This window comes from Pseudomonas sp. 21LCFQ02, assembly GCF_024129895.2.
Taxonomy (GTDB): domain Bacteria; phylum Pseudomonadota; class Gammaproteobacteria; order Pseudomonadales; family Pseudomonadaceae; genus Aquipseudomonas.
In genome coordinates this window covers 5,286,284-5,301,120 of record NZ_CM178749.1, presented here as the reverse complement: position 1 = coordinate 5,301,120, position 14,837 = coordinate 5,286,284, and the positions used below count along the sequence as shown (strand labels likewise).

Genomic DNA, 14,837 nt, shown 5'->3' with positions numbered 1-14,837 from the left:
CAAAGGGGGGCGAGACGCGCTGTGATGTAGGGGCTTTTTGAGCGATGTGTATGAAATTTCGTACATCGATAAACATGCAGTGATTTAAAAACACTGTCTGAGTTGCTGAAGAGTTAGCAGGCCGTGACTGAACATCGCACAAGGGACGCAGGACATGAGCACGTTTCTTGCTGGCTCTCATTAGAGGACATCGGCTGGCCGGCAACTTCAATTCGGACGGACGAGCCTATTGCTCGCAGCGCCCGATGATCCTCTTGGATGGCCTTGCGCGCCATCATGCAGGCAATAAAAAACCCGCCGAAGCGGGTTTTTTGTCCCAGACCATTCCAACTCCCTGTCGGCAGTATCCTTTCACGGTCGATCGTCCTTGATCCTGGTGAGCTCCCTGTTCACCAGTGGTTGGATCCAAATATAGGCTTGTCGTCGGGCGGAGCAAATGGCAATTGTTCTCTGCCGCGTGTAAGCCTTTGGCTATCCGTTTGTCAGCCACGGTCTTGCGATCCTGGCAGAGTCAGTTGAACAGTGGATGACCTCGCAACTGCGCCACCGCCATGTCCACGAACGCCCGCACCTTGGCCGGTGCGTGGCGGCCTTGTGCGTAAAGGACATAGACCGGCACTGGCGGTTCTTCGAAGTCGCTCAGCACGATCTCCAGGCTGCCTTCGCGCAGCGCCGGGCCGATCTGGTAGTGCAGGATCTTGGTCAGGCCCCAGCCGGCCCTGGCCGTGGCAATCGCTGCTTCGTTGGTGTTGCATTGCAAGGCGGGCGTGACTAGCAGACGCTGTGCGGATGCGAAGCGCCATTCCGGTGACGACCAGGCACTGTCGGAGACGACGATTCGGTGCTCCTTCAGATCGGCAGGCGTCAGCGGGGTGCCGTGGCGCTGCAGATAAGCGGGCGACGCGCAGATGACCCGGCGCATGGTGCCGACCTGGATCGCGGTGAAGCCTGAATCGGGCAAGTGGCCGATGCGGATCGCCACGTCCATGCCCTCATCGACGATGTTGACCGGGCGGTCGATGAAGAAGGTTCTGGCGCGCATACCGGGATAGGTATCGAGGTAGTCGGTCACGATGGGCAATACGTGCATCTGGCCGAACATCACCGGTGCAGTGATTGCCAGGGTGCCGGAAGGTTCGGCGTAGTGCCCGGCGGCCGATGCCTCGGCTTCGGCAATCTCGCTGAGAATCCTGCGGCAATCGTCCAGGTAGCGCTGGCCCGCTTCGGTGGTTTTCACCGAGCGGGTGGTGCGCACGAACAACCGGGCGCCAATCAGTTCTTCCAGTGCCGCAACACTGCGGGTCACCGCCGGTGCACTCATGTGCACCAGGCGGGCGGCCTTGGCGAAGCTTTGAGTTTCCGCCACTTTGACAAAAACGCGCATCGCTTGCCAACGGTCCATCGGTCTTCCTTATCGCAGCTCAGGGGGGCGAGCAGGCTCAGAAACCAAAGCTGCTCAAACCTTGATGATCGTCCGGGCGGCGTCCCAGTGGCCAGCGGAATTTGCGTTCGGCTTCGCTGATCGGTTGTTCGTTGATGCTCGCATGGCGCTCGCGCATCAGACCGTCTTCGGCAAATTCCCAGTTTTCGTTGCCGTAGGCGCGGAACCATTGGCCGCTGTCGTCGCGGTACTCATAGGCATAGCGCACCGCGATGCGGTTGCCGCTGAAGGCCCAGAGTTCCTTGATCAGCCGGTACTCCAGCTCGCGATTCCACTTGCGGGTCAGAAAGGCTTCGGCGTCGCTGCGGTTGCTGACGAACTCGACGCGGTTGCGCCAGCGGGTGTCGAGGGTATAGGCCTGCGCGACCTTGGCGGCGTCGCGGCTGTTCCAGCCATCTTCGGCCAGGCGGACTTTCTCGATGGCGGTCTGTTCGTTGAACGGTGGCAGGGGTGGACGGGACATGGTTGAACTCCTGATGGGATGGAACAGGTCATAGCGCAAGCTGGATTGGGGTGTGTTGATCTGCCGGAACCGCACAGCAGATCAGCACTTCATCGTCCTTGAGTGTTGCTTGAGGCTCCTTGAGATACGTGACATCGCCCTTGAGCACACGGGTGCGGCAGGTCCCGCAATGCCCCTCACGGCAACTGAACTCGGGTGCCAGGCCACGTGCCTCGGCCAGCTCCAGCAAGGTCCCGGAGTCGGGCTGCCAGCGCGCTTCTTTTTGTGAGTTCATGAATATCACCTTGACCGGCGTGGTTGCCGGCGGCAGCCGGGCAGGGACGTTGGCAGACTGCTGTGTGCTGCGCTGCAGCGAGCCGGGGCCGAACGCTTCGGCATGGATGCGCTCATCCTCGATGCCATAGCCGCGCAGCCCGTCATACAGCGCCTGGCTAAAGCCGGCAGGGCCGCACAGGTAGAACTGGTAATCGCCGAACGGCAACACCTGGCTGAGCAGCGCCATGTCGATGCGTCCATGGGCTTCATAGTCGATGCCGGCTTGGGCAGCACCGGTATCGCTCAGCACCCGGATCAGCTTTACCGAGCCTTTCGCGGCGTGGGTCAATTCGGCCAGCTCGCGGTCAAAGGCGCGATCGTGTTTGCTGCGCGCCGCATAGAGCAGCGTGACCGGGCGCAATCGCTGGCGACGCAGCCCGTCATAGACCAGGTGGCGGAGCATGGCCAGCATCGGCGTGATACCGACCCCGGCGGCCAGCAGCACCAGCGGTTGTTCGCTGGCTGGATCAAGCGTGAAGTCGCCAGCCGGTGCGCGGGCTTCAAGGGTGTCGCCCTCGCGCAGATGATCATGCAGGTAGCCCGACACCCGGCCATCGCGCTTGACGCTGATCCGATAATGGCCGTCCGACGGCGCGACCGACAGGGTATAGGTGCGGATCAACGGTGCGTCAGTGCCCGGTATCTGCACCCGGATCGGCAGGTACTGGCCGGCCAGGTGCGGCAACAGCCCGCCACCGTCCAGCGGTTGCAACTCGAACGAGCGGATCGACGCGCTCTCGTCAGTCACCCGCGTCACCCGCAGCGCTCGCCAGCGGGTCGCGTATTCGGCGGCGCGCAGGCGTTGTTCGGTCTGTTGCCAATCGCCGGTCAGCAACGAACTCTCAGCCCAGGCGTCATCCTGCAACCTCCAGCGCAGCGCCAGGCCCGCGGCCCTGCGCACGATCTGCCGGGGGCGAAAGGTCCATAACCGCTCGGCGCCCTGAAAGGCCGCAATCCGGGGTGAGTCGAAGATCACCTCGGCCTCGCCGGTCATTTGCAACACATCACCGCTGGCAAAGTCGACGAACAACAGCCCGGCCTGGCGGTTGAGCAACAGGTTGCCGAGGGTGGAGAAAAACAGGTTGCCGTTGAAGTCCGGGATGGTCAGTGTGCCGTCAGCGTCCAGGTGCACGAAGCCTGGCTTGCCACCCCGGTGCGAGACATCGACCTGGCGTTGACCGTCCTGGTCGGCGTAGGAGGCGACAAAAAAAGTATCGGCATTCTCGATCAATGCGCGCGCCGCCACGTCCAGTTCGGTCAGCCGCTGGGCCTGAGCGCTATCGGCGGCTGCCGGATCACGGTCAAAGCTGAAATCGCGCAGCTGGATGTAGCGCGGGCAGTTACCAAAGCTCTGGCCGACCGTCAGTTGAAAGCCGGCAGCAGTGGTGCCGAGCACGCCATTGAGCCGGTTGCGCCGCCGCGTGTGCAGCTCGATGCCCAGCAGGCCCACCGCTGCGCCGTCGGTCATGCCCTGGCCGGCCGGGTCGGCGGCGGCGGGTTGTGCGGCGATGTTCAGTGTGCTGGCGGACGGCGAGCCCATGAAGCCCGGCTGACCTTCCAGCATCGTGGCCCAGGCATTGCCCTGAGCATCCACGCTGCCCAGCACCACGAAGGGCAACTGCGCATAGAAGGCGCGATGCTGGTCCGGCATGAAGTCGCGCACCACACGACGTCCCACTTCTTCCATGCGTTCAGCAACACCCAGCTGCTGCTGGATGAGTTTTTCGCCCGCGTGCCAGGTCGGCAAGGTGGGTGTGGTGGTCATGATCGCGTCTCCGATAGGCGCAGCAGGCAGGGTCAAACGTTGGCGCGCAGCCCGATCGGGCTTTGCGTGAACGGCACGAAGCCCGGCAACGCTTCGATACGCTGCAACAGGCGACCAACGGCGGGGTAGCCCGACAGGTCGACGTTGCCTTCCGGTGCGCCGGCCAAATAACTGTAGATCGCAACGTCAGCAATGGTCGGATGCTCGGCGGCCAGCCAGTCGCGGGTCGCCAGATGCTGTTCCAGGCGCTTGAGCAACACATGGGCGCGGTTGATGACCTCTTCGGCATTGAAGGCGGCGCCAAACACCGTGATCAGCCGCGCTGCACAGGGTCCGTAGGCCAGCTCACCGGCGGCCACCGACAGCCAGCGCTGCACCCGCGCCGCGCCCAGCGCATCTTCCGGCAGCCAGTCGCTGCGCCCGGCCTTCTTGGCGAGATAAACCAGAATGGCATTGGAGTCGGCAATCACCCGTTCGCCATCCACCAGCACCGGGATCTGGCCGAACGGGTTCAAGGCGAGGAAGTCGGGATGCTGCAGGCCGCCAGCCTTGATATCGACCTCGACCAGTTCGTGGGGCACGCCCAGCAGCGCGGCGAACAATACGGCGCGGTGCGCATGGCCTGACAGCGGGTGGTGATAGATTTTCATGGTCCGGTTCCTGAGTGAGCGGGGCGGGGAGAGTCCCGAGCCGTGTGGCCAGTGTGGAATACCGGGGTTTTTAGCGGAATAGGCGTTGTGGGCAGTTCTTTATTGCGTCAGGTGGAATAATTAACGATGGCGGTGGAGTGCCAGATTGTTTCAGGCACTTTTCTGCGGGCAATAAAAAACCCGCCGAAGCGGGTTTTTTGTCCCAGACCATTCCAACTCCCTGTCGGCAGTATCCTTTCACGGTCGATCCTCCCTGATCCTGGCGAGCATCCTGTTCGCCAGTGGTTGGATCCAAATATAGGCTCATCACGCTGGCAGGCAAATAGCAATTATTCGCCAGCGCGTGTAAGCCTTTGGCTGTACGGATGTAATCAAAGGCCAGAGACTCCGCTGGCGGGCTGTTGTGGTAGCGTGTCAGCAGTCGCCCTGCAGAACGTTTTTCTACCATGTCGGATGCTTTGTCCTCGCTACCGTCGCTCAATGCCCTGCGTGCCTTCGAAGTGGCGGCGCGGCACTTGAATTTTCGTCTGGCCGCCGATGAGCTGGGGGTAACCCAGGCGGCGGTGGCGCAGCAGATTCGTGGTCTGGAAACCAGCCTGGGTGTGAAACTGTTCGACCGGTTGCCGCGTGGCCTGGCGTTGACCGATGGCGGACGGCGCTATGGCGCCAGTATCCGCCGCGCCCTGGAACTGATTGTCGAAGCCACGCACGCGCTGTGCCCGGACACCGCCCACCTCACCGTCAGCGTGCCACCGAGTTTTGCTTCGCGCTGGCTGATCCCGCGCATTGCGTTGTTTACTGAGGCGTATCCGGATATCGACCTGCGGGTGCTGGCCACCGAGCGGTTGTCGCGCTTTCACACTGATGGCGTCGATGTGGCGGTGCGTTACGGACGCCCACCGTTCGGGCCAGGGCTCAATACCGAATTGCTGGTGGCACAGAGCATTATCGTGGTCGGCAGCCCGGCGTTGCTCGACAAACTGGGCCAGCCGGCAGACCTGGCGCAGTTGCAGCGTTACCTGTGGCTGCATGACGGCCATAACCTGTGGCCGCAGTTTATTGCCCATGTGTTTGCCCAGCCGCTGCAAGGCGCGGCGAAGAACCTGCGCTTCAATAGCACTTCGCTGGCAGTGGATGCTGCGCTGGCCGGGCAGGGCCTGGCATTGGTGACCCGGGCGTTCATTCAGGATGATCTGGAGGCCGGGAGGCTGGTGCAGGTGCTCGAACAGAGCCTGCCGATGGACACTGGTTTCTATCTGGTCTGGCCGCGCCATGCGCGTGAGCCCGCTACCTTGCTGACCGTACTGGCCTGGTTGCGCGAGCAGGCCAGGGCGATAAGGCAGTAGATAAACTATCGGCTTGTGCGTGTTCTGCTGACTCTCTGCCGGCGAGGCGCGGTGCTAGGCTGACGCTCAGAGTTTGATGAGTATCCGGAGAGCGACAGCATGACTGAACAGAAAGTGGCAATCATCATGGCCGGCGGCAGCGGTATGGGAGCGGCATCGGCCAGACGTCTGGCGGCCGATGGTTTCAAGGTCGGCATTCTCTCGTCGTCCGGCAAGGGCGAGGCGCTGGCGCAAGAGCTGGGCGGGGTTGGCGTGACCGGCAGCAACCAGTCCAGCGCCGACATGCAGCGCCTGGTGGATCGGGTGATGCAGCAGTGGGGGCGTATCGATGTGCTGGTTAACAGCGCTGGCCACGGCCCACGCGCGCCGCTGCTGGAAATCAGCGACGAGGACTGGCACAAGGGGGTCGATGTGTATCTGCTCAACGCCGTGCGGGCCATTCGCCTGGTGACGCCGATCATGCAGCAACAGCACAACGGCGCGATCATCAATATCTCCACGGCCTGGGTCGATGAGCCGGCGTTGATGTTCCCGACATCGGCGGTGGCGCGCGCAGGGCTTGCGGCGTTCACCAAGCTGTTTGCCGACACCTACGCCAAAGACAATATTCGCATCAACAACGTGTTGCCGGGCTGGATCGACAGCCTGCCGCAAACCGACGAACGCCGTGACGCTGTCCCCCTTCAACGCTACGGCAAAAGCGAAGAAGTGGCCGCAACCGTTGCATTTCTGGCCAGTGAGGGTGCAGCCTATATCACCGCACAAAGCCTGCGGGTGGATGGCGGGCTGATGCGCAGCATTTGAATTTCTCGGGGTGGCGGCTGCCCACCCCCCGCAGTGGAGGCCATGGATGCTCTATGACCTGCTACATCGCATCTGGGGCGAACTGAGCACCCCCATGGAGGCGGGTGCTCAGCCGTTTCGGCTGTTGCAACTGGCGACCCTGGGGGTGGATGGCTGCCCCCGCTCGCGCAGCATCATCTTGCGTGAAGCCGACGGTCAAAATGCAACCCTGGTGTTCTGGATTGATCGCCGCTCGAACAAATTCCAGGAGCTGTTACGCAATCCGTTCGTGGCGTTATCGGCCTTCGACGGCCAGCGCAATGTGCAATTGCGTCTGGAAGGCCGGGCCAGCGTGCAGTTTGACCCGCAACGCAAACGCGAAATCTGGAACACCCTCAAGCCGCAGAGCAAACAGTTGTTCAATCGTTTTTGCCCGCCGGGCACGGTGCTGGACGATCCCGCCGAAGCCTGGAGCGAAGAGCCAGAGTCTGACAGCGACGAGCATTTCTGTATCGTGACGGTGAGTGTGGACCGGGTAGAGTGGCTGGATCTTTCCGGCAGCTATCACCAGCGCGCCCGGTTCAGCCGGCTGGCGCGGGGCTGGCGCAAGGAGTGGCTGGCACCCTGAAGGCCGGTTTCGGTAATCGGCACCCCATTGGCACAGACGACGAGGATTTCGATGAGCAACCCGGCAACTGCAACTGACAATGGCAACGCGGTCATCGTTTGTGACCGCGAGCGCACGGCGCAACTGCTGGCCTTCCCGGCATTGGTCCAGGCCATTGCGCAGGCTGCGCAGCAGCTGGAGGCCGGTCAGATTCTCAGCCCCGAACGTCTGGTGGTGCCGATGGGCAGCGGGGTGATGCTGAGCATGCCGGCCACGGCGGCCGATATCGGTATTCACAAACTGGTTAATGTGCACCCCAATAACGCGCAGCAGCAACTGCCGTCGATTCATGGCACGGTGAGTGTGTGTGACGCCGCGACCGGGCGTATCCGCTGCCTGCTCGACGGCCCGGAGGTCACCGGGCGGCGCACGGCGGCAGTCAGCCTGTTGGCGATCCGTACCCTGTTGCCTGATCCGCCCACCGATATTCTGCTGTACGGCACCGGCGTGCAGGCGCGCTATCACGTTCAAGCCCTCAATGCCGTATATCCCGATGCGCGAATCCGGGTTAAAGGGCGTGACGCCCGGCAGGTCCTGGCCTTCTGCAGTGAGGGCGCCAACCTTGAGCCTTGCCCGGCCGATGTACCGGACCAGGTGCAGGTCGTGATTACGCTGACCACCAGCCTGGAGCCGATCTACAACCAGGTGGCCCGCGCTGGCCGGTTGGTCATTGGCGTGGGGGCGTTCAAGCCGGAAATGGCCGAAATCGGCAAGCTCACGCTCGATGGCAGTGCGATCTATGTTGATGAGCCGGCAGGGGCGCATGTCGAGGCAGGTGATTTGCTGCGCGCGGGGGTCGACTGGTCAGCCGTCATTTCATTGGCTGCGGCGTTGCGCAGCCCGCAAGCCGTTACCCGCCCGGCGGTGTTCAAGAGTGTCGGAACCGGTGCCTGGGATCTGGCCGCAGGCCGGGTCGCGCTGGCGGCACTTAACACTGAACAGAGCGAGCGCAAGCCTGGCTGACCGGCAGTTATGTGAAGCAGTCGGCACTCTTGCGGGGAATTTTTTCTACGCCCAAGTGACAAAGCGTCCGGATTGCGTACCGAAGGTGTGCGGCCGTCAACCGGGATCAAGGATGAATATGCAGGTCATCACGGACAATGCCATTGCCGCAGCGCTGCGCGCCAGGGCGCAGGATGCTTTCGGGGTCGCGCCAGCGGCCCCTTTCACGGTCGCAGCGGTCCGGCCACACAGGGCCGATGTCACCTACACCATCACCTCGACCCTCAGTTGCCAGGTGGCCTCGCGGCGGGTTCGGCAACTGACCGGCGAACACTGCAACCGTGATTATCTGGACCAGGTGCTGCAGGCCCGGCGTGAACGGTTGCTGGCTAACCCGGGCCATTTCCGGCCGCTGATCTACCAGCATCTGAGCAACGACGTCGACCACTACCGCAGGCCAGGCCAAGTCCTGTTGACGGTCGATACCGAGCGTTTCTGCACCCGTGAGCAGTGCACTGACTGCAACGGCCACGGCGTGGTGCACTGCAGCGCCTGCGCCGGGCATGCCGAAGTGCGTTGCGCTCGTTGCCGGGGCGGCTGTCATCTGCATTGCCACTATTGCTCCGGCACCGGCCATGAGCCCGAGCGGCGTCGCTGTGGTTACTGTGGCGGGACCGGCCAGTACGACAATCACCGTTGCAGTTGTCAGGGCGGGCTGCTGCCTGCCGATCGCTGCCACAAATGCCAGGGCCAGCGCACCACGCCATGCCCGGACTGCAATGCCCGTGGCGTGGTGCGCTGCACGGCGTGCGACCAGGGCCAGGTGCGCTGCGCGCCGTGCGAGGGGGCCGGTGAACTGATTCACGAGTCCCGCCTGGAGGTGCATGTCGATCTGCGGGTCCATTACGCTTGGCGCAACCTCAGCGCCGACTGGCTGGAGCCGGTGATTGGCGAGTCGGTCAATGGCCCCAACAACGCGGCAGTGTTTGTCGTCGACCAGGCCCAGGCGGATCACCCGGACCCACGGCTATTCACCGCGACCGGTCACGTACCGGCCGCCGAGGCCGAGGTGTCCCATGAGGGCAGCACCGGGACCTGCCGCTTTGTGGGGCTGCCGCCGATCCCGCTGTACCTCGACGGCGTGCTCAATGGCAATTTCAAGAAACTGCTGGCCTCGATGCAGGACACGACGGACATCCAGGCCATCCACCGGGCCTCCAGTTCGAAGATCGCCCGCCAGTTGATTGCCGAGAACGAGCAACAGCGGCCTATCGACCAGACCACCCCGGTGCTGCAAGGCATCATTGATCCGGAGGATGGGCTGGAGTTTCTGCACAAGCGTGCCGAGACCTTCCGGCACATCGTCGCCACCCGCCACCGCTTGCGGCCTGCTGCCGTGCTGGGCCTGTCGCTGCCGCTGACGGCGGTGCTGTTTGTTGTGTATCTGGTGATGAGCTTCTATCTCACCGGCCTGCCGGAGCCCGGCACCGGCAAGCTGGGGATCCTGGCGCTGCTCGGTGAGCCGCAAACAGTCGGCAAGCGGGTCTACATGCAACTCGTGCAGGCCGCCAATCAGGGATTGGGCGTGGGGATGCTGCTGTGGTTCGGCGCTGCAATCGTGTTCAACCGCTTTAGCCTGCCGCTGTTGTTCCCGCGGTTATGGGCCTGGGCGGCGGGGCGCTGGGCGCGCATTCTGACGCTGGGCGTGCCCGGCATGCTGTGGCTGTCAGTATTCATGGCCTTGTATCCGACGGCCGAAATGTGGCCGGACTGGCGCTGGCTGAAGTTCGCGTTCAACCGCCAGGGTACTCTGCACGCCGTGACCAACGCCCTGTACCTGTTGCCGCAGATCTACCTGCTGGCGCTGGGGCTTTCGTTGCTGCGCTGGCGTGCCGCCGGAACCCACTGGGCGCGGCGCATGATGAGGATTTTGCTGCAGAGAAAGAACGTCAGTGCGGTTGAAGCGCAGCTGCACTGATTCATGCCCGGCTTGCTAAAAGGAACCCGCGCTGCAATGCCAGCAGCCGTTGAAGGCCGGTCAGACTTGCCGACTGCTGCAGGTCGAAGTGACCTGTAGCATGCCTGAGGTGTAATGATTCGCGCATAGTATCGGGCTCTGCGGCCGGATCGGTCGACCGGGCTTGCCGCAGATGGACCTTTGCGCAATCGAGGCAGTCCAAGCGCTGGGTCGGTCGACAGGATGATCGGCAAGCACATTCATATCAGTCGATATGTTTCCAAGAGGTTTTCAGACAAGGATTGCTCATGCCCCGACACAAAAGCACTGCTGGAGGCGGCTATCAACGCGGTACGGACACTCGCGCCCGATTGATCGAAACCGGCTTGCGGCTGTTTGGCGAACGTGGCTTCGAAGGCGCCTCCACCCGCGATATCGCCAGTGAGGCCGGGCTCAATGCGCCGGCCCTGAAGTATTACTTCGACAACAAGGAAGGGCTGTATCACGCCTGTATCGAGGACATCATCACGAAGATTCGCGAGCAGCTTGCAGGGGCGGTGCAGCATGCCGAAGCTGTACTGCACAATCGTGCCAGCAGTGACGGGCAGTTGATCGAGGCTTATCTGCAACTGTTGGGCGGCTTTATCGGCTTTGTCCAGGACAGCCCGCAAGCTGAAGCCTGGTATCTGTTCATGGCCAGAGAGGTGGTCGGCTTGGGCATGTTCGACACCGATGCAATCATGCACAAAAAGCTGTACGCGCCTCTGAACGCCGTCACCACTGGTTTGGTGGGGCGTCTGACCGGCTTGCCGGTTGATGACGAGCGCACCCGGATGCGCGCGTTTGCGCTCAACAGTCAGAGCATGGCCATGCGTACCCTGCGTCGCCAGATGCTGGGCATCATGGAGTGGGACAGCGTCGATTCTGAGCGCATGCAGCGGGTACGGGAAATATTGCTCGGGCAGATGCGCCTGACCTTGCGATCCTGGGTTTCGGAGCGCGAAGCGGGCAGGCTGGGTGCCAGCCGATCCATGCAAGAGGTGCCATTGTGTCCGTAGGCCCGAGGCGTGTCAGTTGTAGGAGCGAGCTTGCTCGCGAAGACGGCAGCGCGTTCGCAGCAGTTGCTGTGGCTTTACCAGCCTATTCGTCGGAGTGCCGCCCAGACCAAGGTCGCTCCCACAAAGGCATGCAGTGCTTATCTGAACAGTATTGCGGCTAAAGCCAATACTGTTCAGTTAAGTGCTTTATGCCCCCGGTGGGAGCCAACTGTCTTTCATCATCCCCCGATGAATGGGCATTTTATAATGCCATCGCGGATAGATTCCGCGATGGCGGGCAAAGCCCGCCCCCCATTCAAACCACGTGATCACGCCATGGTGTTCCGTCGCGCACCATGGCGTTCAGACGTATCAGCAGCACCCGCATGCAGGCCACCAGGGCCACTTTCGCGCACTTGCCTTTGGCACGCAGCCTCGCATAGCGCTCCTTGAAATCGGCGTTGTAGCGCACCATCACCAGCGCACACATGTAGGTCGCACGGCGCAGTTTCGTCCTCCCACCGTAGATCTGCCGCTTGCCGGCCTTGCTACCGCTGTCGTTGTTATACGGTGCCACACCGGCCAACGCTGCGATTTGTCCACGACTCAGATCACCCAGCTCTGGCAGGTAGCAGAACAGGCTGGCGATTGTCACTGGGCCTACGCCCTTTACGGCATGCAGCCGCTGCAGCAGTTCTGAGTCGACCTTGCGCGCTTGTGCATCGACAAGTTGATCTACCGCTTTGATCTGCACTTTGAGGCTGGCTTCCAACGCGAGGTAGATGTCCACCACGCTGGGCACTATGGTCTGTTTGATACGGCGCCGGTTGTCGTCACGTTGTTGAAGCAGATTGTTGCGCAAGTTGACCAGCTCAAGCAGGACTTCGCGCTCCTCGTCAGGCTTTGCGAAGCCCTTTGCCTCCAGGCTGGAGGCGAACATGGCCAGCATTTGCGCGTCGATTGGATCGGTCTTGGCACGCTTGCCCATGGCCAGAGCGAACTGACGTGAACGAACAGGGTTAATACGCTGGATCTTGAACCCGGCATTAGCCAGAAGCTTTACCGACAGTTTCTCGTAACCACCGGTGGCTTCAACAAGAACTCGTTCAACCTGATGGGCGCTGAGGTACTCAGCGATGCTGGCGAGACCTTCTTCAGTATTAGGCACACACAGCTCATCGGCTTTGGGAAACAGCGCAACCTGCAGCGTGGCCTTGGAAACATCAATACCGGCATAGGCGGACATGAGTAAAACCTCTAGGATAAAGAGTGAGAGGCGCTTTGGCCTGACTCACGCTTGTTGTTCGAGGTCGGACTCAGTCAACTGTTCGAGCTTTGAGCCAAAGCGGGAAGAGTGGATGGCAGCTTGGCTCCCACACGTGCTCTAGGCACCGCGATTTGTCAGCTTGCCATCCACCCCTCTCACCCCAGACTTTACCTTGATCAAAGACACAAGCGAGCTTGCTCGCGAAGAGGCCGGTAAAGTCATCGCATCTGCTGCGAATGTACCGCTGCCTTCGCCGGGATGCCGGACCACAGCAACCGGAGCGCCGGCCGGCTGCTCCCACCGGTCTAAGTGGACAGTATTGCGGCTAAAGCGGGTCGCAGCCCGGTCGGCCCTACTGATTACGCGTCACCCGCCACACGGTATTGGCCAGGTCATCGGCAATGATCAGTGCGCCGCGCGGGTCTACCGTTACACCTACCGGGCGGCCGCGGGTCTTGCCGTCGTTACCCCGGAAACCGGTGGCAAAGTCTATCGGTTCACCGGCCGGACGACCGTCCTTGAATGGCACGAAGATCACTTTGTAGCCCACCGGGTTGTCGCGGTTCCAACTGCCGTGCTCGCCCACGAACACGCCGTTGGCAAAGCGTTCGCCCATTGCTGCAATGGAAAAATCCAGGCCCAGCGCGGCGACGTGTGAGCCCAGGCTGTAGTCGGGTTTGATCGCCGCAGCGACTTTTTCCGGGTTCTGTGGCTGGGCGCGGGTGTCGACGTTCTGGCCCCAGTAGCTCCATGGCCAGCCGTAGAAACCGCCTTGCTGTACCGAGGTCAGGTAGTCGGGAACCAGGTCCGGGCCAAGTTCGTCGCGCTCATTGACCACCGTCCAGAGTTTACCGGTGCCTGGCTGGACGGCCAGGGCTGTGGGGTTGCGCAGGCCGGTGGCGTAGGGTTTGTGCGCGCCGGTTTCAGCATCGATCTGCCAGACCATGGCGCGGTCGATCTCCACTTCCATGCCGCGCTCGGTCACGTTGCTGTTCGAGCCGATGCCCACGTACAGATAGCGCCCGTCAGGGCTGATGGTCATCGCTTTGGTCCAGTGATGGTTGATCGCCGAGGGCAGGTCGGTGAGCTTGACCGGCGCCCCGCTGGCTTTGGTCTGGCCATCCTGATAGTCGAAACGCACCAGCGCGTCCTGGTTGGCGACGTACAGCTTGCCATCGGCAAAGGCCAGGCCGTAGGGCGCGTTGAGGTTGTCGGCAAACACCGTCTGCACCTCAAACTGGCCGTCACCGTCGGCATCGCGCAGCAGGGTCAACCGGTTGCCGCCTTTGACCTTGGTATTGCCCTGGGCCTTGATGTAGCCGGCGATCACGTCTTTGGGCTTGAGTTTGGCGGCGTTGCCGCCACGGCCCTCGGCGATCAGGATATCGCCGTTGGGCAGTACCAGCGTCTGGCGCGGAATCTTCAGGTCCGTGGCAATCGCGGTGATGCTGAAGCCTTCCGGCACCGTGGGCTTCTCGCTGCCCCATTCGGCTGGCTCGGCGATTTTCATGCTCGGCAGCAGGCCGCGCTGCGGCTCCGGCAGCTTCGGGTCCGGGCCGCGGGCCTGGGTGCTGTCAGCTTCGCCGCCACAGGCACTGAGCAGCACGGTCATGCCGAGAATAGTCAGGACAGGCATCGGTTTCATCGTGCTACCTCCGTGCGCAGGTTACTGAAGGCAATCCAGGCCGATACCACGGCCAGCAGGGTGACAATCACGGACAGTACCAGCCCGGTCGGCATGACCGCCCAGGCATCCTTGGCGTGTTCGAAGGCATTGAGCAGGCCCAGCAGCCAGGTGGCCAGCAGCACCAGCAGGTAAGCCAGCGGTCGGCCGCCCTTGTGCGGGGCGCGTAGCAGGTTGGTAATGGCAAACAGGCCGGCAAGACCTGCGAACAGCAAGCCACCGGCAATCAGCCAGGCGGCGAAATTGCTCCACTGGATCTGCGTGGTGTTGTAATAGGCGATATCGTTGAGCAAGGCGCCGAGAAACAGCGCAACGCTGCCGCCCAGCAGGATGCCGTGAAGCGGGCCGGGGGTTGCGTGGTACGGGGGATGGTCGGGTACGGTCACGGGTGGCGCTCCTTATCGTTCACATTCCAGGGCGGGGCTCGATAGCGTCGGGCATGGGAATGGATCGTCGGGGCGCTGCTTTAGTTCAGCCCAATGGGCGCTATTACACATTCGGTAACAGCCAGTTTAGCCAG

Annotated in this window: 14 protein-coding genes; 6 read left to right on the top strand and 8 right to left on the bottom strand. The window is 62.3% G+C overall.

The window, feature by feature from the left end:
* Nucleotides 1–511: 511 nt before the first annotated feature.
* The 5 genes from NJC40_RS23905 to NJC40_RS23885 all read right to left on the bottom strand — a co-directional run bounded on the left by NJC40_RS23905 (nucleotide 512) and on the right by NJC40_RS23885 (nucleotide 5,082).
* Complete coding sequence (locus tag NJC40_RS23905; RefSeq protein ID WP_253141132.1) at nucleotides 512–1,402, bottom strand: LysR family transcriptional regulator; 891 nt, start codon at nucleotides 1,400–1,402, stop codon at nucleotides 512–514.
* A 37-nt stretch (nucleotides 1,403–1,439) separates the two neighbouring features.
* Nucleotides 1,440–1,904 carry a nuclear transport factor 2 family protein gene (locus tag NJC40_RS23900; RefSeq protein ID WP_045492576.1) on the bottom strand — a complete coding sequence of 155 codons (465 nt, stop codon included), beginning with the start codon at nucleotides 1,902–1,904 and terminating at the stop codon, nucleotides 1,440–1,442.
* Between the two features lie 28 nt (nucleotides 1,905–1,932).
* Nucleotides 1,933–3,984, bottom strand: a complete 2,052-nt coding sequence (locus NJC40_RS23895; protein ID WP_253141133.1) for a 2Fe-2S iron-sulfur cluster-binding protein — start codon at nucleotides 3,982–3,984, stop codon at nucleotides 1,933–1,935.
* Between the two features lie 32 nt (nucleotides 3,985–4,016).
* Nucleotides 4,017–4,634: a glutathione S-transferase family protein gene (locus tag NJC40_RS23890; RefSeq protein WP_253141134.1), complete on the bottom strand. Its 618-nt coding sequence runs from the start codon at nucleotides 4,632–4,634 to the stop codon at nucleotides 4,017–4,019.
* A 70-nt stretch (nucleotides 4,635–4,704) separates the two neighbouring features.
* Nucleotides 4,705–5,082, bottom strand: coding sequence for a hypothetical protein (locus NJC40_RS23885; protein WP_253141135.1), 378 nt, complete (start codon nucleotides 5,080–5,082; stop codon nucleotides 4,705–4,707).
* Between NJC40_RS23885 and NJC40_RS23880 the strand changes: the two genes are divergently transcribed.
* From NJC40_RS23880 to NJC40_RS23855, 6 genes are all read left to right on the top strand, one after another.
* Complete coding sequence (locus NJC40_RS23880; RefSeq protein WP_253141136.1) at nucleotides 5,081–5,980, top strand: LysR substrate-binding domain-containing protein; 900 nt, start codon at nucleotides 5,081–5,083, stop codon at nucleotides 5,978–5,980. The two genes, NJC40_RS23885 and NJC40_RS23880, sit on opposite strands and share 2 nt — an antisense overlap.
* Before the next feature lie 99 nt (nucleotides 5,981–6,079).
* On the top strand, nucleotides 6,080–6,784 hold the full coding sequence (locus tag NJC40_RS23875; RefSeq protein WP_045492563.1) for an SDR family oxidoreductase: 705 nt from the start codon (nucleotides 6,080–6,082) through the stop codon (nucleotides 6,782–6,784).
* 46 nt (nucleotides 6,785–6,830) lie between these two features.
* Nucleotides 6,831–7,391, top strand: coding sequence for a pyridoxamine 5'-phosphate oxidase family protein (locus tag NJC40_RS23870; RefSeq protein ID WP_052483541.1), 561 nt, complete (start codon nucleotides 6,831–6,833; stop codon nucleotides 7,389–7,391).
* Nucleotides 7,392–7,442: 51 nt separating this feature from the next.
* Complete coding sequence (gene lhpI, locus NJC40_RS23865; protein ID WP_253141137.1) at nucleotides 7,443–8,393, top strand: bifunctional Delta(1)-pyrroline-2-carboxylate/Delta(1)-piperideine-2-carboxylate reductase; 951 nt, start codon at nucleotides 7,443–7,445, stop codon at nucleotides 8,391–8,393.
* Nucleotides 8,394–8,511: 118 nt separating this feature from the next.
* Nucleotides 8,512–10,350, top strand: coding sequence for a hypothetical protein (locus NJC40_RS23860; protein ID WP_253141138.1), 1,839 nt, complete (start codon nucleotides 8,512–8,514; stop codon nucleotides 10,348–10,350).
* A 287-nt stretch (nucleotides 10,351–10,637) separates the two neighbouring features.
* Entirely contained in the window at nucleotides 10,638–11,387 is a 750-nt protein-coding gene (locus NJC40_RS23855; RefSeq protein WP_253111649.1) for a CerR family C-terminal domain-containing protein, read from the top strand.
* Between the two features lie 295 nt (nucleotides 11,388–11,682).
* On the opposite strand, the gene NJC40_RS23850 is transcribed toward NJC40_RS23855, so the two are convergent.
* From NJC40_RS23850 to NJC40_RS23840, 3 genes are all read right to left on the bottom strand, one after another.
* A complete protein-coding gene (locus NJC40_RS23850) occupies nucleotides 11,683–12,612 on the bottom strand; it encodes an IS110 family transposase (RefSeq protein WP_253143071.1) in 930 nt (309 codons plus the stop codon).
* Nucleotides 12,613–12,985: 373 nt separating this feature from the next.
* Nucleotides 12,986–14,278, bottom strand: a complete 1,293-nt coding sequence (locus NJC40_RS23845; protein ID WP_253111651.1) for a PQQ-dependent sugar dehydrogenase — start codon at nucleotides 14,276–14,278, stop codon at nucleotides 12,986–12,988.
* A complete protein-coding gene (locus NJC40_RS23840; protein ID WP_045492549.1) occupies nucleotides 14,275–14,703 on the bottom strand; it encodes a DUF2231 domain-containing protein in 429 nt (142 codons plus the stop codon). The genes NJC40_RS23845 and NJC40_RS23840 overlap by 4 nt, the downstream gene beginning before the upstream one ends.
* Between the last annotated feature and the right edge of the window lie 134 nt (nucleotides 14,704–14,837).